17 protein-coding genes and 1 pseudogene are annotated in these 16,995 nt (G+C 34.7%); 16 read left to right on the top strand and 2 right to left on the bottom strand.

All coding sequences use genetic code 11. From position 1 onward, the window contains the following. A pseudogene (locus F0000_RS06345) lies at positions 1 to 393 on the bottom strand (phenylalanine 4-monooxygenase); the annotation flags it as partial. Positions 394 to 616: 223 nt separating this feature from the next. Between F0000_RS06345 and F0000_RS06340 the strand changes: the two are divergent. Continuing rightward, complete coding sequence (locus tag F0000_RS06340) at positions 617 to 2,284, top strand: T9SS type A sorting domain-containing protein (RefSeq protein ID WP_188112031.1); 1,668 nt, start codon at positions 617 to 619, stop codon at positions 2,282 to 2,284. A gap of 163 nt (positions 2,285 to 2,447) precedes the next feature. Here F0000_RS06340 and F0000_RS06335 read toward each other — a convergent pair whose 3' ends face one another. After that, positions 2,448 to 2,879, bottom strand: a complete 432-nt coding sequence (locus F0000_RS06335; RefSeq protein ID WP_149623876.1) for an META domain-containing protein — start codon at positions 2,877 to 2,879, stop codon at positions 2,448 to 2,450. Positions 2,880 to 3,017: 138 nt separating this feature from the next. Between F0000_RS06335 and F0000_RS06330 the strand changes: the two genes are divergently transcribed. The 15 genes from F0000_RS06330 (at position 3,018) to F0000_RS06260 (ending at position 16,460) form a co-directional block, all read left to right on the top strand. Continuing rightward, positions 3,018 to 3,587 (top strand): TetR/AcrR family transcriptional regulator, encoded by a 570-nt coding sequence (locus tag F0000_RS06330; protein WP_149623875.1) that lies wholly within the window; start codon positions 3,018 to 3,020, stop codon positions 3,585 to 3,587. Positions 3,588 to 3,665: 78 nt separating this feature from the next. Beyond that, on the top strand, positions 3,666 to 4,739 hold the full coding sequence (locus tag F0000_RS06325; RefSeq protein ID WP_149623874.1) for a 2Fe-2S iron-sulfur cluster-binding protein: 1,074 nt from the start codon (positions 3,666 to 3,668) through the stop codon (positions 4,737 to 4,739). A gap of 137 nt (positions 4,740 to 4,876) precedes the next feature. Next, positions 4,877 to 5,833, top strand: a complete 957-nt coding sequence (gene paaA / locus F0000_RS06320) for a 1,2-phenylacetyl-CoA epoxidase subunit PaaA (protein WP_149623873.1) — start codon at positions 4,877 to 4,879, stop codon at positions 5,831 to 5,833. 29 nt (positions 5,834 to 5,862) lie between these two features. Further along, positions 5,863 to 6,147, top strand: coding sequence for a 1,2-phenylacetyl-CoA epoxidase subunit PaaB (gene paaB, locus F0000_RS06315; protein ID WP_149623872.1), 285 nt, complete (start codon positions 5,863 to 5,865; stop codon positions 6,145 to 6,147). 90 nt (positions 6,148 to 6,237) lie between these two features. Next, positions 6,238 to 6,993 carry a 1,2-phenylacetyl-CoA epoxidase subunit PaaC gene (gene paaC, locus F0000_RS06310; RefSeq protein ID WP_149623871.1) on the top strand — a complete coding sequence of 252 codons (756 nt, stop codon included), beginning with the start codon at positions 6,238 to 6,240 and terminating at the stop codon, positions 6,991 to 6,993. Between the two features lie 244 nt (positions 6,994 to 7,237). Continuing rightward, entirely contained in the window at positions 7,238 to 7,741 is a 504-nt protein-coding gene (gene paaD / locus F0000_RS06305; RefSeq protein WP_149623870.1) for a 1,2-phenylacetyl-CoA epoxidase subunit PaaD, read from the top strand. Positions 7,742 to 7,746: 5 nt separating this feature from the next. Next, positions 7,747 to 8,112: a VOC family protein gene (locus F0000_RS06300; RefSeq protein ID WP_149623869.1), complete on the top strand. Its 366-nt coding sequence runs from the start codon at positions 7,747 to 7,749 to the stop codon at positions 8,110 to 8,112. A gap of 2 nt (positions 8,113 to 8,114) precedes the next feature. Further along, a complete protein-coding gene (locus F0000_RS06295) occupies positions 8,115 to 8,894 on the top strand; it encodes an enoyl-CoA hydratase-related protein (RefSeq protein WP_149623868.1) in 780 nt (259 codons plus the stop codon). Between the two features lie 176 nt (positions 8,895 to 9,070). Then, positions 9,071 to 10,246 (top strand): 3-hydroxyacyl-CoA dehydrogenase NAD-binding domain-containing protein, encoded by a 1,176-nt coding sequence (locus F0000_RS06290; protein ID WP_149623867.1) that lies wholly within the window; start codon positions 9,071 to 9,073, stop codon positions 10,244 to 10,246. A 77-nt stretch (positions 10,247 to 10,323) separates the two neighbouring features. Further along, a complete protein-coding gene (locus tag F0000_RS06285) occupies positions 10,324 to 10,731 on the top strand; it encodes a PaaI family thioesterase (protein WP_149623866.1) in 408 nt (135 codons plus the stop codon). A gap of 120 nt (positions 10,732 to 10,851) precedes the next feature. Further along, positions 10,852 to 12,057, top strand: coding sequence for a 3-oxoadipyl-CoA thiolase (pcaF, locus tag F0000_RS06280; RefSeq protein WP_149623865.1), 1,206 nt, complete (start codon positions 10,852 to 10,854; stop codon positions 12,055 to 12,057). Positions 12,058 to 12,273: 216 nt separating this feature from the next. Beyond that, a complete protein-coding gene (paaZ, locus tag F0000_RS06275; protein WP_149623864.1) occupies positions 12,274 to 14,772 on the top strand; it encodes a phenylacetic acid degradation bifunctional protein PaaZ in 2,499 nt (832 codons plus the stop codon). Positions 14,773 to 14,875: 103 nt separating this feature from the next. Further along, on the top strand, positions 14,876 to 15,187 hold the full coding sequence (locus F0000_RS06270; protein ID WP_255452648.1) for a four helix bundle protein: 312 nt from the start codon (positions 14,876 to 14,878) through the stop codon (positions 15,185 to 15,187). Between the two features lie 156 nt (positions 15,188 to 15,343). Further along, positions 15,344 to 16,096 carry an enoyl-CoA hydratase/isomerase family protein gene (locus tag F0000_RS06265; protein ID WP_149623863.1) on the top strand — a complete coding sequence of 251 codons (753 nt, stop codon included), beginning with the start codon at positions 15,344 to 15,346 and terminating at the stop codon, positions 16,094 to 16,096. 1 nt (position 16,097) lies between these two features. Continuing rightward, positions 16,098 to 16,460: a four helix bundle protein gene (locus tag F0000_RS06260; RefSeq protein ID WP_149623862.1), complete on the top strand. Its 363-nt coding sequence runs from the start codon at positions 16,098 to 16,100 to the stop codon at positions 16,458 to 16,460. The last annotated feature ends 535 nt before the right edge of the window (positions 16,461 to 16,995 follow it).

Here is a 16,995-nt window from a genome sequence, read left to right as displayed (position 1 = left end):
TGAATGATATCAGGGGCAGGAGTATATTCTATATTTTCCAGTTGCCTAATGTCTGAAGCAATTACAAGAATATTATAAGCCTGAAACTCCATAAAAGCATTAGGGGGGAATAAAACCATCTACAGCTACTGCCGCCCAACCAATTTCTTTAAGAATTCGATTCATACCATACATACTTGGTATTTTATTAATAGAAATTCCTGTTTTCTCTAATCCTTTTAGATATGAGTGGTGGGCAACTTTGCTTAATGACGCAATATTTTTGCGCATTACATATCTCCATACTGCTTGATTAATAAGTGTGTATTCATCATAATTTTGAGGTTTGATGAATTGTTTAAGGCGAGGAGGGAGTCTATCTAATAAAGGGTTTGATTCTATGTGTAATGACATGCTAATCTAATAGTTTTGTAAAAAAAAACACGTTTTAAGCTTAAAAATGTAATGGTTTTAGTGATGCAATAAGAATTAATTAACAAATTTTATCAGAATTAGGGGTAGGGTTTTACCTTGAGAAACTGTTATTATAGAATAGGAATTCAATTCTTTTAATGTCTTTGGCGGATACTAATATCAAACATAGTAAACCAATATCAAATAAATAACACAAACTATGATGAAAAAACTTATTTTGCGCACCGCAGCACTATTTTGCTATATAATTGCTAGTAGTCAGGTTACAAATGAGCCGCTTAGAACTAAGAAAGTAGATCTTAAAAGTGCCATTCCTTTAATAGAGATGCCTTCTTTTGATCTTAAAAAACTCCAGAAAGAAGATGCGACTAATGATTTACAAACAAAACCATTCCGATTTGGGTATGAGTTTACTGTGGATTTGGGTATAAAAAATTCAGGAGTTTGGGAGGAATTGCCTAATGGAGATAGGGTTTGGAGAATTTCTATTGCTTCAAAAGATGCAAAAACATTAAACTTTATTTTTGATAGATATGAGCTGGCAGAAGGAGCAACAGTACACTTGTATAATGATGATCGTTCTTTTATGTTAGGAGCATATACGAATAAAATGAATAATGAAAATGAATCTTTAGGTACCTGGATTGCTGATGGTGAAAAAATAACTATTGAATTTTATGAGCCGGCAAAGGTAAAGGGTTTAAGCAAACTGCATATTGGTTCAGTAGTTCATGGGTATAGAAGTGTTAGTAATTTTGAAGCATATCAGAAAACACTTAATGAATCTGGAGATTGTAATTTAGATGTTAATTGTTCAATAGGTGCAGATTTTGATCCATTAAAAGATAAATTAAAGAAATCGGTGGCAGTTATTCTAAGTAATGGTATTGAGTGGTGTACAGGGACACTAATAAATAACACGAATAATGATAAAGCACCGTATCTTCTTACCGCGAATCATTGTGGAGGAAAGGAAGCAAACTGGTCTTTTAGATTTAACTGGATAAGTTCTAATACGGTATGTGCATCAACGGATAATAGTACGGATAATGGCCCTGGAAATTATTATCAGGTAACAGCTGGTGCTACAGTATTAGCCAAAAATGGCGGCACAGATTTTAAATTAATAGAAATATCTGGTGGATTGGATCCTGCCTGGGATCTGGAATGGGCAGGATGGGATAGAACAGATGATTTTCCATCCTATGTAATAGGAATACACCATCCATCGGGTGATGTTATGAAAGTATGTAGAGATGATTCGGGAGTTACCAAAGAAATAAATAATGCAGGAGGAGGAGCTGCGTTTAATGCTGAAACCTGGGAGATTACAGATGCAGGAGATGGATGGGAGCAAGGAGTTACAGAAGAAGGTTCTTCTGGATCAGCATTGTTTGATCCTAACGGAAGAATTATCGGTCAACTTTTTGGAGGTAGAGCAGTCTGTTCTGGTACAAATAATAATAACAGATTAGATTATTATGGTAGACTAGGTGTTTCCTGGGATATTGGGAATACAAGGGCAACAAGATTATCAGACTGGCTAGATCCTGCAAATACAGGTGAGACTACATTAGATATGTTATCAAAAGAGTTAACTGCAGTAAGTGTAAATGATGAAGGATTGAAACAGGGAGTAAGCGTATATCCTAATCCTACTACTGGGATATTAAATATTTCTAATAATACCCAAAATAGAGCATCCTATACTATTTATAATGTAGTAGGACAAAATATAGCTACAGGAGAAAAAATTGTAAACGAAAATGAAAATGAAAAAATAGATATTTCTGCAAAAAATACGGGAATTTATTTCATTACAATTACCAGTAATAATTCCAGTTTTACAAAGAAGATTATCAAAAGATAATTTTTTAGTGTAACCGTATTATAAGTTAAGCGACGAGAAATTCTCGTCGCTTTTTTTATTTACTCGATAATCGAGATTTAAATGCTCTGAGGCTTGCCTTGTGATAGAAATGTTTTTTTTCTAATAAATAAAATACCTTATAAGATTGTCTTGAGGTAGTTTACTATTGAATTTTTTTTGTATCCAAAATGGGTTCATCATCCGTATTCTTAAAAATATAACCAAGTTCTTTAGCGCTATTTTTTTTGGAGTTCGATAATGCTTTAAAAAACGTTTTCTCAACCTTAGTATTTTCTAAACACATTCTCTTAGATGCGTTTGGTATGCCAAAAGTTACAGAACCTCCTTCTAGTTGTTCATAACTGCAAGAATATGTATTACAACCCGAATAACCTGATACGGTTTTGTTTTTATTGTCAAAGGTCATTGTGACTTTTAGCTCAGACACATCCGCTCCATAAAGGGTAGTTACCAGATATGTACCTTCCGGTTCTGATTGCGTGCTGCCCTCATCGTTTTTCGAATTTGCAGCTTTAGTACTGTTGCAATTATTAAACAAAACGATAGCGATAAAGAGTAAGAATAAGTGTTTCATAAAGATTTGGATTTTTGTGTAAACTCAAAAGAATGTATTATTATATCGATTACAACAAATTTATTATATTTTAGTTGTTAATCTTAGATTTTTTATAAGATTGAATATTTTTTTGATAAAACACAAACGAACCTGTTGATGAGAACGGAAAGTAGAAAAGAAGAAATTATTAATGCCGCGGCAATACTTTTTAAAGAAAAAGGATATAGCGCTGTCACAATGAGAGATTTGGCAAGAGCTATGGGTATTAAAGCAGCAAGCTTGTATAATCATATACAATCAAAACAGGAGATTTTGTCTACTATCATTATTGATTTAGCAGAGGAATTCACCTCAGGAATGAATCAAATTGCAAATTCTGATCAGAATACTATTGATAAATTAGAAAAAATTATAGGCCTTCACATAGATGTGACATTAAGAAATGCAGACGGATTGGCTTCTCTTAATAATGATTGGATGCATCTGGAAGAGAAGAATTTACTATACTTCGAGAAAATGAGGAGAGATTATGAAGAAAATTTCAGGCAAATCGTTATAAATGGCGTACATGCTAATGAAATTAAACCATATAATATTGAAATTATAGTTTTTTCTACGCTTTCTACACTCAGAACCTTATACTTATGGTATCCCAACCAAAATAATATTGATGCAAATATTCTTAAAAAAGATATGATGTCTGTATTGCTTAAAGGGGTTTGTTAAAATTAACAAAGAATTAATTGTATTTAAAACTAACAATTGTTAGTTTTGTAAAACTATAACGTTATAGTTTGTCAATACATGAGTGATTTTCATACCATAAAAATTGCTGAAGTTCTTAAAGAAACTAAGGACTGTACTTCTGTTACTTTTGATGTTCCAGAAAGTTTAAAAGAAAAATTCGGCTATAAACAAGGGCAATATCTTACGCTAAAAGCTTTTCTGGATGGAGAAGAAATAAGACGCTCTTATTCTCTTTGTTCCAGTCCTCTGGAAAATAAATGGAAAATTGCTATCAAAAGAATAGAAGGAGGTATTTTTTCTAATTATGCTTGTACTGATTTAAAAAATGGAGATCTGTTAGATGTTTTGCCACCAAATGGGAATTTTTTTACCGAAATAGATAGTGTAAATGCAAACAATTATATTGTATTTGCTGCAGGGAGCGGTATTACACCTATTTTATCTATTATAAAAACACATTTAGCATCAGAACCTCAGTGTACATTCAAGTTATTTTACTTGAATCGCAATGTGAAATCAATTATCTTTAAAGAAGAGATTGAAAACCTTAGGAATACTTATTTCGGAAGATTAGAAATTTTTTATTTTCTCACAAAAGAACAGCGTGATATACCATTACTGAACGGGAGGTTTACTTCAGAAAAATTAAAAAAACTGACAGATAAGATTATTGATGTTGATTCTGTAGCTCAATGTTTTATTTGCGGACCTGAGGAAATGATTTTTTTGATTCGAGATGAGTTAGTAAATGCAGGTTTATCAAAAGATAAAATTCACTATGAATTATTCTTTTCTGGAGCGACTGATGAAGATAAAAAACGTGCTGCTATAGCTATAGAGCATAAATTTAAAGGAACCGAGGTAACGATTATTGATGGAGGAAAAGAATTTCATTTTGATATGGGAGACGATTACGATACCATTTTAGACGGAGCCTTAGCTGCTGGAGCAGATTTGCCATTTGCTTGTAAAGGAGGAGTTTGTAGTACCTGCAAATGTAGAGTAGTAGAAGGAATGGTAGAGATGAAAATTAATTATGCCTTAGAAGCAGATGAGGTGTCAAAAGGCTTTGTATTATCCTGCCAATCGGTGCCTACTACAGAAAAAGTAGTATTAGATTTTGATGTGTAAATAGAAAAATGGTTTTTCTATATATCAGGATGTGTTTTCTTTATAGTGCTGTCCTGAAATAGGAGTTTGAAGTCAAAAAGAGACATATTGCAGACAAAAGTTATGATTCAGGATAAGTTCAATAAAATATGATTGTTATGAGTGAAAAAGAAATTAAAAATTTAGAAGCACTTTTTGATCAGAGAATAGCGCGAGATGAAAAGATAGAACCAAAAGATTGGATGCCTGAGAAATACCGTAAAACTCATATACGACAGATATCTCAACACGCCCACTCAGAGATTGTAGGAATGTTACCAGAAGGGAATTGGATAACCAGAGCACCATCTATGAGGCGTAAAGTTGCACTATTGGCAAAAGTTCAGGATGAAGCAGGACACGGTTTGTATTTGTATAGTGCTTGCGAAACACTGGGGATCTCCAGAGATGAGTTATTCGAGCAACTACATACAGGAAAAGCAAAGTATTCCAGTATTTTTAATTATCCGACGATCACCTGGGCAGATATAGGAGCTATCGGATGGTTAGTGGATGGAGCAGCAATTATTAATCAGGTACCATTATGCAGTACATCGTATGGACCGTATGCCAGAGCGATGATTCGCGTATGTAAAGAAGAAAGTTTTCACCAGCGGCAGGGATATGAAATTATGATGACACTTGCTGGTGGATCTCCAGAGCAGAAAGAATTGGCACAAGACGCATTAAACCGCTGGTGGTGGCCGTCCCTAATGATGCTGGGACCTACAGATGCAGAATCAGTGCATACAGAACAATCAATGAAATGGAAACTGAAACGTAAAACCAATGATGAATTGCGACAACAGTTTATTGATCAAACCGTTCCGCAAGCAGATTTGATTGGACTTAGGATACCCGATCCAGACCTGAAATGGAATGAAGAAACGAATCATTATGATTTTGGTGCAATAGATTGGGATGAATTCTGGCAAGTTGTCAAAGGCCATGGTCCTTGCAATACAGAAAGACTATCTGCAAGAATACAAGCCTGGGAAGAAGGAGAATGGGTGCGAGATGCTGCCGTGGCTTATGCAGATAAGAAAGAAGATAAAAAGTTAAAAAAAGCAATTTAATACCCACCCGATTTTTAAGGGTAATAGCTATGAAAAAAAACTGGCCACTTTGGGAAGTATTCGTTCGAAGTAAAAATGGACTCGAACATCGACATTTTGGAAGTCTGCATGCGGCAGATGCAGATATGGCATTAGAAAATGCCAGAGATGTATATACACGTAGAAGTGAAGGTGTAAGTATCTGGGTAGTACCATCAAAACACATAACGGCATCTAATCCAGAACATCATGGAGAGTTGTTTGAGCCAGCTCAGGACAAGGTATACAGACATCCTACTTTTTATAATTTACCTGATGAGGTAAAGCATATGTAATAATGAGTAATGATTCAAGATATTTGATTGAAGAGTTTATAACTCTCAAAATCAAAAAGCACTAATCAAAAAGCTCAAATTTTTAAATTCATTATGGATAATAGTTTATATAATTACATACTAGGTATCTCAGATAATACGCTGATTCTGGGGCAACGGCTTTCAGAATTATGCGGTCATGGACCTAATCTGGAAACAGATATAGCTTGTACCAATATAGCCTTGGACCTATTAGGTCAGACCCGTAGTTATTATCAATATGTTGCCAAACTTTCTGAAGGACAGTCAACAGAAGACGATATTGCCTTTCTAAGAACCGAAAGAGAATACAAAAATATACTACTCGTAGAACAACCTAATACTAATTTTGGATACGTAATCATACGCCAGTTTTTTTATGACGTATTTCACTTGCTATTACTCCGGGAACTACAAAATAGTAAAGATGAAACGCTGGCTGCAATCGCCAAAAAAGGAATTAAGGAAGTAAGCTATCATCAACGCTTTTCTTCTGATTGGGTCAAAAGATTAGGTGACGGTACAAAAACAAGTCATAATAAAATCCAGGAAGCAGTAGATGATCTTTGGAAATTTACAGACGAATTATTTTATCTTACAGAAGATGATAAATCAGCTGTGATATCAGGAATTGGAGTAGATGTTTCTTTATTAAAATCATCATATTATCAAATAGTAGAAGAAGTATTACAAGAAGCTACCCTAACGATTCCAGAATTAAAATGGTTTAGAAAAGGAGGTAAAGAAGGCATACATAGCGAACATATGGGTTATTTACTCTCAGACTTACAATATATGCAACGTACCTACCCCAATATGAAATGGTAGAAAAATATAATACTATAGAATATAGATTTTTTATTCAATAAGAAAAAATAGTGTAGTTATTTATTAGTAAACCCAAGTAGAAAAATGATATAAGACTATTGGTTATAGATTGAAGAAGTAAACTACCTCGGCAAGCCCACGAGGCATTTATTAGGAAAAAACATTTCGATTTCGGGCTAAGCCTCGCAGTATGTACATCTCGATTATCGAGCAAAATTTCAGAAATCGTTAACCAAACATCAATATGAAAATCGAGCTAGAGCAACATATAGCCCCTCAATTAATTTCGGTTCTTGAAAAAATTCATGACCCAGAAATTCCTGTGTTATCTATTATGGATATGGGAGTGGTCAGATTTGCCCAAATAGTTGACGGGATTGTTCAGGTAAAGATAACTCCAACCTATAGCGGATGCCCTGCGATGGATGTTGTTGGAGATGATATTGTAAAAGAATTTAAAAAACAAGACATAGAAGCCAATGTCTCTTTGGTATTATCCCCAGCCTGGACGACCGATTGGATTACCCCAAAAGGAAGAAAAGCATTAGAAGCATATGGTATTGCAGCTCCATTAGAAGAAATATTAGATAAAGAAGCCTTACTAGAAAATAAGAAAATAGTAAAATGTCCACAATGTACATCTACAAATACAAAAATGATTAGTCAATTCGGATCTACAGCTTGCAAAGCATTATTTAAATGTGAAAACTGCCTGGAACCTTTTGATTACTTTAAATGTTTAAAATAATAAATATGCTGGGACTTAGAACAATAATATACAAAGTCAGTGACTTACAAAAAGCAAAAGAATGGTATGCCAGGGCTTTTGAGACAAAACAATACTTTGATGAGCCTTTTTATGTAGGCTTTAATATTGGAGGGTATGAACTAGGCTTATTACCAGAACAAAGCGATGCTAAAGATAAGTCAGATAATGTACTTTCTTACTGGGGAGTAGATGATATTCATAAAACATATCAAAAACTTATTGAATTGGGAGCTACAGAATTTGAAAAACCAACAAATGTTGGAGGAGAGTTGATGGTAGCTTCTGTAAAAGACCCCTGGAATAATAGTTTCGGAATTATTTACAATCCTGAATTTAAAATAGAAAAATAAATATGCCTTCAATAGAATTAAAAATTGATACCAGTATTGCAACAATACAACTCAACCGACCAGAAACATATAACAGTTTTAATAGAGAAATGGCATTAAAACTACAAACTACACTGGATGAATGTAGTAGTAATGATGAGGTCAGAGCAATTGTTTTAATAGGCAATGGTAAAGCTTTTTGTGCAGGTCAGGATCTTAAAGAAGTGACCTCACCAGAACTGAACCCTGGTTTTAGAAAGATATTAGAAGAACATTATAATCCAATAATTCAAAAAATAAGAACCATAGAAAAACCAATAATTGCAGCAGTTAATGGTGTAGCCGCTGGAGCCGGAGCCAATATCGCATTAGCCTGTGATATTGTTGTAGCCTCAGAAACAGCTTCATTTATTCAGGCATTTAGTAAAATTGGATTGATTCCCGATAGCGCAGGAACCTTCTTCTTACCCAGATTGATTGGTTTTCAGAAAGCCTCTGCACTGATGATGCTAGGAGATAAAGTATCAGCAACAGAAGCAGCACAATTAGGAATGTTGTACAAAGTATTTTCTATAGACACCTTCGAAGAAGAAGTGGGTAAATTAGCTATAAAAGTTGCTCAGATGCCAACAAAAGCATTGGGACTGACTAAGAAACTCCTGAATCAATCTTTGATAAATAATTTAGAAGAACAATTAGACTTAGAATCTGATTTACAAATAGAAGCAGCAGAAAGTAACGATTATGCAGAAGGAGTTCAGTCTTTTATAGAAAAAAGAAAACCGGTTTTTAAGGGGAATTAAATTAAAAATGTAAAACCTAAGAATGTAAAATAATAAATGTAAAAGTATGATCACGGAATGAATTACTTTACACCTTAGCATTTTACAGTTAGTATTTAGAAAATTTAAGAAAAGTGAAAGGCATATAAGCTGTATTTAAATAACATTATATCCTTTATCATTTTACGTGTAAACTTATGAATTATAAAGTAGCAATAATAGGATCAGGAACTATGGGCAGCGGTATTGCGCAGGTAGCAGCTACCGCAGGATGCGTCGTCAAAGTATTCGATACCAAACAAGAAGCACTTGATAAAAGCAGACATAGTTTAGAAAAAATACTTTCTCGATTAATAGAAAAAGGAAGGATTGATGAAGTAGAAAAAAATCGAATACAGTCGAATATAGTATATGTTGATCAATTAAAAGAGCTGAGTCATACAGATCTTACTATAGAAGCGATTATCGAAGATTTAGAGGTTAAGAAAAAGGTATTTTCAGAACTAGAAAAATATATTTCTAAGGATTCAATCATTGCATCTAATACATCGTCATTGTCTATCGCTTCCATAGCATCTTCTCTACAAAACCCAGAGCGTTGTATAGGCATTCATTTCTTTAACCCGGCACCCTTAATGAAGCTGGTAGAAGTAATCCCGGCAGTACAAACCTCTCAGGATACAGTCAATAAAGTTGTTGGTGTAATCAAAGAATGGAACAAAACGGTAGCCATTGCAAAAGATACCCCAGGGTTTATCGTGAATCGTGTAGCAAGACCATTTTATGGAGAGGCGTTAAGAATTTATGAAGAAGGAATAGCAGACATCATAACAATTGATACGAGTCTCAAAGCAATTGGAGGCTTTAGAATGGGACCATTTGAGCTGATGGATTTTATTGGAAATGATATAAATTACACTGTGACAGAAACTGTTTTTAAAGCTTTTTATTACGATCCAAGATATAAACCTTCCTTTACGCAAAAAAGATTATCCGAAGCAGGATATCTGGGTAGAAAATCAGGAAAAGGATATTATGAATATGACGAGAAAGGTATAATACAAACGAATACTTCTGTAGCTAAAAAAGATACAGAATTAGCCCAATATATTTTTAACCGAGTACTAGTCATGCTAATCAATGAAGCAGCAGACGCCCTATTTTGGAACATCGCTTCTGCAGAAGATATAGACAATGCAATGACCAAAGGAGTAAACTATCCAAAAGGACTATTAGCCTGGGCAGATAAAAAAGGAATAGACTGGTGTGTAAATAAACTCGATAAACTATATAATGAATACCATGAAGATCGCTACAGATGTAGTCCCATACTAAGAAGAATGGAACGAGAGAACAGAAGATTTTTTAAATAACGATTACAGATGTTGGGTTGTTGATTTTACAAGTAAAAACTCAAAAAACAACAATAATTAATTCCCAATTATTTTTTATGAAAGGAAATGTAATACCCCATAAAATGCTCAGTCAGGATCCCTTCGCTCAGTGGTTAGGAATCGAAGTATTGGCAGTAGCAATAGGAAGATGTAAGGTGGGGATGGTGGTGAGAAAAGAAATGCTCAATAGTATGGGCAAGGCACATGGTGGCATATGCTATAGTCTGGCAGATACCGCCTTTGGATTTTCTGCCAATACACACGGTAAATATGCTGTTTCTATAGAAACATCAATCAATCATATAGAAGCATTAGAAGAAGGAGACTATCTAACTGCAGAGGCAGTAACAGATATCGCAAAAACAAAAATAGGATTTAATATCGTAGAGGTAAAAAGAGAAGATCAGATAGTAGCACTCTTTAAAGGAGTAGTATATAGAACCAATAAAGATTGGGAAGAATGAATGTATAAAATCAAAAAACTGAAAAATGTAAACTAATAAATGTAAAAGTGTGATCAGGGAGTGAATTACTTTAGATTTTTACAATTAGCATTTGATATTTAAAATTTAAAATTTAAAATTTTGAAAGAAGCATACATAATAGACGGAATCAGAACGCCAATAGGTAGTTATAAAGGAACCTTATCTTCCATCAGAACGGATGATTTGGGCGCTTTAGTAATTAGAGAATTAATAAAAAGGAACCCTGAGATCCCAAAAGAAGCCTATGACGATGTGATTATGGGATGTGCCAATCAAGCAGGAGAAGACAATCGGAATGTAGCTAGAATGTGTTCACTACTGGCAGGATTACCTTTTTCGGTTCCAGGAGAAACAGTGAATCGCTTATGTAGTTCTGGATTATCCGCCATTGTACAAGCAAATCGCGCTATTAAAGCAGGAGATGGAGATCTCTTTATTTCTGGAGGTGTAGAAAATATGACAAGAGGCCCCTATGTAATTGCAAAACCGTCTTCAGCATATGGTAATGATGCTAAAATGTATGATTCCAGTTTTGGGTGGCGGTTTGTAAACCAAAAAATGCACGAATTATACGGCACAGATGGGATGGGGAACACCGCAGAAAATCTGGTAGAAAAATATAAGATCTCCAGAGAAGATCAAGATGCCTTTGCCTATTGGAGTCAGATGAAGGCAACCAAAGCTCAGGAATCAGGAAGACTGGCAAAAGAGATTACTGTCGTAGAGATCCCGCAACGCAAAAAAGAACCAATCTCATTTTCAAAAGATGAGTTTATAAAACCCAATACAACAAAAGAAGTTTTAGGGAAACTGCGCCCGGCGTTTAAACAAGAAGGCAGTGTGACAGCAGGAAACTCATCAGGATTGAATGACGGAGCTGCGGCAACCATCATTGCATCAGCAGCTGCAATCAAAAAATATAACCTCAAACCAATAGCCAGAATCGTAAGCTCAGCAGTAGTAGGCGTAGAACCAAGAATTATGGGGATAGGACCTGTTCAGGCATCTAATAAAGCATTAGAAAAAGCAGGAATTACCATGAATGATATAGATATCATAGAACTCAATGAAGCATTTGCTTCACAAGCCCTGGCTTGTATCAGAGCCTGGGGGTTACAAGATGACGACCCCAGAATAAACCCTAACGGAGGATCCATAGCCATTGGTCATCCACTTGGCGTAACCGGAACAAGAATTGCGTACTCAGCAGCACTAGAACTAAAAGAACAAAATAAACGTTATGCGCTGATTACCATGTGTGTAGGAGTAGGGCAAGGATATGCCTGTATAATAGAAAAAGTATAGAAAAACCAGCTAGAAATGCCTGATCAATGATGGGGAACGCTTGATCGATGAAGAAGAATGAATGATCAACGAAGGGGAACGCGTGATCAATGATGGGGAACGCATGATCAACGAAGGGGAATACATAAACCTTGGTAGAAAATAAAATAATGGAACAGTATAAGAATTGAATGTAAAAACCGATTAAGCCCCTTTTTTGAAGATTAGAAGATAGATATGAAAACATTAGAAAGCTACATAAACGGAAAATGGACAACTGGTTCAGGAGAAGGATTAGTAATGCACGATGCCGTCACAGGAGATCCAATAGGATTGTCAACAACGCAAGGGCTTGATATTCCCGAAGTGCTGCAATATGGTAGAACCAAAGGAGGAGAAGTGCTGAGAAAAATGACCTTTCAGGAACGTGGAAATATGCTGAAATCATTAGCACTATACCTTACCAAAAGAAAAGAACAGTTCTATGAGTTAAGTTATCGTACAGGAGCAACTCGTATCGATAGCTGGATAGATATAGAAGGAGGATTTGGTAATCTTTTTGCCAATGCATCCCTTCGTAAGCTATTCCCCAATCAATCCTATCACGTAGAAGGAGATCCTATTGATTTGTCCAGAGGAGGAAGATTTATGGCACACCATATTTTAGTACCTAAAAGAGGAGTAGCAGTACATATTAATGCCTTTAATTTCCCCATTTGGGGCATGCTGGAGAAATGCGCAGTAAATTGGATGGCAGGAATGCCCGCCGTAGTTTTACCAGCACCACAAACCGCATATTTAACAGAAGCAGTCGTAAGAGTCATTGTAGATTCTGGAATGTTACCAGAAGGAGCGCTACAATTACTAAGCGGAATGACTAAAAATATTTTGGATACCGTGCTTTCTCAAGACGTAGTAACATTTACAGGCTCTGCCCATACAGGAAAAGTATTAAAAGCACATCCCAGACTGATAGAAGAATCAGTGCCCTTCACTATGGAAGCAGATTCATTAAATGCAGCTGTTCTAGGAGAAGATGCAGTACCAGGAACACCAGAATTTGAACTATTCATCAAAGAAGTTAGAAAAGAAATGACCGTAAAATCCGGTCAGAAATGTACTGCAATCCGTAGAATTATTGTGCCATCACAATGTGTTGAAGATGTGCAAATAGCTCTGGGAAAACAACTGGACAAAATTAGTATTGGAGATCCCAGACTAAAAGAAGTAAGAATGGGAGCCTTAGCAAGTAAACAACAAGTAGAAAGTTTTAGAAATAACGTATCCGAGATAGCAAAAACAGCGCAAATCGTATATGGTGATCTCGATAAAATAGAAGCCATAGGCGCCAATGCTCAAAAAGGAGCATTTGTATCTCCTATATTATTAAGAGAAGATACACCTTTTAAAAACACAAGTGTTCATGAAATAGAAGCCTTTGGTCCCGTATCTACTATAATGCCATATGACACATTAGAAGAAGCCATTACCTTGGTACAAATGGGTAAAGGATCATTAGTATCATCCATATTTACCTATAATGATCAAATCGCAAAAGAATATGTAGTAGGAGCAGCATCACATCACGGCCGTATATTAATCGGTAACCGTGAGAATGCAAAACAAAGTACAGGTCACGGCTCACCATTACCAATGCTCACTCACGGAGGACCCGGTAGAGCAGGAGGAGGAGAAGAAATGGGAGGAATGCGTGGGATCAAACATTATATGCAGCGATGTGCAATACAAGGTACACCCACAACACTGACCGAAGTAACAGGAATCTATCAGGCAAATTCTAAGTATAAAGAATCAGACAAACATCCATTTGCATATCATTGGGAAGATATCCAACCAGGAATGTCTATAAAAACACACAAACGAACCATAACAGATACCGATATTATCAATTTCGGAAATCTAACCTGGGATCATTTTTACGCCCATACAGATATAACCTCTTTGGCAGGAAGTATTTTTGAAAAACGTACCGCTCACGGATATTTTATGCTCGCAGCAGCAGCAGGACTATTTGTGTATCCTAATAAAGGTCCCGTAGCAGCAAATTATGGATTAGAAGAATGTAGGTTTTTAAGACCTATATACCACAACGACACCATATACGTTAGATTAACCTGTAAGCAGAAAGTAGACCGTGACCATAGAGGAAAAGAATTACCAAGCGGTATCATAAAATGGTTTGTTGAGGTCTTTGATCAAGAAGATGAATTGGCTGCAATAGCTACAATTTTAACGATGGTACAAAAAAAATCACCATTTGTACAAATAAATCGAGCAAATATTGAAGGATATTTAGCAAAGCTAAATGAAGATACCAAAGCTACGTGGGGAGTAATGACCGCTCAGCATATGATAGAACATGTAGAGAAAACAATACGGATTGGTGCAGGAGAAATTCAGGATTTCGAAATAGCAACACCAGAGAAGTATATAGAAAAGGCTCAGGAAATGGTGTACAATCATAAGCCTATGCCAAAAGGGCACAACCATCCTTTAATGAAAGAAGGAACGCTGGAAGAACTAGCCCATGAAAACCTGGCGGCAGCCAAAATAAAGCTGTTAGAGGCAATGGATGAATTTGAAATTTATTTCAAAGAAAACCCGGAAGCGATAACTAAAAATGCCGTTTTTGGAAACATGAATAAATTTGAATGGGATTTGTTAAATGTAAAACACCTGAATCATCATTTTGAACAATTTGGATTATTAGATTAAAAGTAAAACCATAAAATATAAAAGTAGATAAGCTGTACCGATACGTTTACTTTAGACTTTATAATTTTTTGTTTAAAAATTTATGATAGTAAAAAAAAAACAAATGAAGAATACTCAAAAATATGATCTTCAAAATAGATTGGTAAAGTTTTCATCTAGTATTATTTTGAATGTAAATACTTTGAAAAAGAATTTTGCGTCAGAACATTTAACTAAACAATTAATTCGTTCAACAACGTCTGTAGCTCTAAACTATGATGAAGACCAAGGCGTTGAATCTAAAAGAGATGTTATTCATAAAATGAAAATATGTCTTAAAGAATTGAGAGAGTATCAAGTTAATTTACACATATTAAAAGAATCCAAACGAATACAGGATTTAGATAATTTTGAAAATAATTATACAAGAGTGTAAAGAACTGGTAGCAATCTTTACGTCAAGTATTAAAACATCGAAGACCAAATAATTAAATGTGAAACCGAAAAATGTAAAATTAAAAATGCAAAAGTTATCAAAGAAACGACGATACTTTAAAATTAGTCATTTTACATTTAAAATTTAATATTTATTTTGACACAACCATACGTAAACATAACGACAGAAAATGGAGTAGGAACCATTGAGTTTTTTCATCCCGCACATAATTCTTTGCCTGGTGATATTTTAGCTAAGTTGGCTAGAACCATTACAGAAGCAGGAGATAATAAAGAAATTAAGGTCATTGTCCTAAAAAGTGGTGGCGATAGAACTTTCTGTGCAGGAGCCAGCTTTAAAGAATTGATCAATATAAACGATGCAGAAACCGGTAAAGTATTTTTCTCTGGTTTTGCCAATGTGATTAATGCCATGCGTACCTGTCCAAAATTTATCATCGGACGCGTACAGGGTAAAACTGTAGGAGGTGGAGTTGGCGTTGCATCCGCTACAGATTATTGTATGGCAACAAAATTCGCTTCTATCAAACTAAGTGAGTTAAATGTAGGAATAGGACCTTTTGTTGTGGGACCAGCAGTGGAGCGTAAGATAGGACTATCAGCAATGACCCAAATAGCTATTGATGCTAATTCTTTTTATGATGCAGAGTGGGCAAGAGATAAAGGGTTGTTTACCAAAGTTTTTGAAGATATAGAAACGCTAGATATAGAGGTAAAAGAATTTGCGGAGCATTTATGCACGTATAATCCCGAAGCGATGAAAGATATGAAGAAGGCATTTTGGGAAGGAACAGAACATTGGGATACACTATTAGCAGAGAGAGCGATCATAAGTGGCAGGCTGGTATTAGGTAATTTTACCAAAGAAACATTGAAGCGATTTAAGTAAAATGGGAAGTAATCAGAAATATGATTTGCAAGAAAGGCTCGTTAAGTTTTCTGCAAGTATTATTCTTAATATAGATGGTTTGAATAAAAGTTTTGCTTCAGAACATTTAACTAAACAACTAATTCGATCCTCAACTTCTTCAGCTTTAAATTATGGGGAAGCGCAGGCAGCAGAATCAAGAAAAGATTTTATTCATAAAATGAAAATATGTCTTAAAGAATTGAGAGAATCTCAGGTTAATTTACAAGTCCTAAAGGAAGCAGAATTAATTAATGATTTGGATAAGTTTGATGAGATTATACAAGAATGTAAAGAATTGGTCGCTATTTTTACTACAAGTATAAAGACATCAGCTACCAAGTAGATTTGCTATTTAAAAGAATGAAAAACCGCAGAATGTAAAATAATAAATTTAAAATTTTGATAGGAGATAGCCTTACTTTGAACTTTTACATTTAGCATTTACTATTTACTATTTAAAAGAATGAAAAACCGCAGAATGTAAAATAATAATTTTAAAATTTTGATAGGAGATAGCCTTACTTTAGACTTTTACATTTAGCATTTACTATTTAAAAGAATGAAAAACCGCAGAATGTAAAATGATAAATTTTAATAGGAGATAGCCTTACTTTAGACTTTTACATTTAGCATTTACTATTTAAAAGAATGAAAAACCGCAGAATGTAAAATGATAAATTTAAAATTTTGATAGGAGATAGCCTTACTTTGAACTTTTACATTTAGCATTTACTATTTACTATTTAAAAGAATGAAAAACCGCAGAATGTAAAATAATAATTTTAAAATTTTGATAGGAGATAGCCTTACTTTAGACTTTTACATTTAGCATTTACTATTTACTATTTAAAAGAATGAAAAACCGCAGAATGTAAAAT

Origin of the sequence: Aquimarina sp. RZ0 (genome assembly GCF_008370685.1) — a bacterium.
In the GTDB taxonomy this organism is placed as follows: domain Bacteria; phylum Bacteroidota; class Bacteroidia; order Flavobacteriales; family Flavobacteriaceae; genus Aquimarina.
Note: the sequence above shows the minus strand (reverse complement) of the source record. Positions and strands in the feature narration are given on the sequence as shown.

Excerpts from the sequence above, each read along its gene's own strand:
- F0000_RS06340 (WP_188112031.1), top strand. The coding sequence starts at position 617 with ATGAAAAAACTTATTTTGCGCACCGCAGCACTATTTTGCTATATAATT.
- F0000_RS06335 (WP_149623876.1), bottom strand. The coding sequence starts at position 2,879 with ATGAAACACTTATTCTTACTCTTTATCGCTATCGTTTTGTTTAATAAT.
- F0000_RS06330 (WP_149623875.1), top strand. The coding sequence starts at position 3,018 with ATGAGAACGGAAAGTAGAAAAGAAGAAATTATTAATGCCGCGGCAATA.
- F0000_RS06325 (WP_149623874.1), top strand. The coding sequence starts at position 3,666 with ATGAGTGATTTTCATACCATAAAAATTGCTGAAGTTCTTAAAGAAACT.
- paaA (WP_149623873.1), top strand. The coding sequence starts at position 4,877 with ATGAGTGAAAAAGAAATTAAAAATTTAGAAGCACTTTTTGATCAGAGA.
- paaB (WP_149623872.1), top strand. The coding sequence starts at position 5,863 with ATGAAAAAAAACTGGCCACTTTGGGAAGTATTCGTTCGAAGTAAAAAT.
- paaD (WP_149623870.1), top strand. The coding sequence starts at position 7,238 with ATGAAAATCGAGCTAGAGCAACATATAGCCCCTCAATTAATTTCGGTT.
- F0000_RS06300 (WP_149623869.1), top strand. The coding sequence starts at position 7,747 with ATGCTGGGACTTAGAACAATAATATACAAAGTCAGTGACTTACAAAAA.
- F0000_RS06295 (WP_149623868.1), top strand. The coding sequence starts at position 8,115 with ATGCCTTCAATAGAATTAAAAATTGATACCAGTATTGCAACAATACAA.
- F0000_RS06290 (WP_149623867.1), top strand. The coding sequence starts at position 9,071 with ATGAATTATAAAGTAGCAATAATAGGATCAGGAACTATGGGCAGCGGT.
- F0000_RS06285 (WP_149623866.1), top strand. The coding sequence starts at position 10,324 with ATGAAAGGAAATGTAATACCCCATAAAATGCTCAGTCAGGATCCCTTC.
- paaZ (WP_149623864.1), top strand. The coding sequence starts at position 12,274 with ATGAAAACATTAGAAAGCTACATAAACGGAAAATGGACAACTGGTTCA.
- F0000_RS06270 (WP_255452648.1), top strand. The coding sequence starts at position 14,876 with ATGAAGAATACTCAAAAATATGATCTTCAAAATAGATTGGTAAAGTTT.
- F0000_RS06260 (WP_149623862.1), top strand. The coding sequence starts at position 16,098 with ATGGGAAGTAATCAGAAATATGATTTGCAAGAAAGGCTCGTTAAGTTT.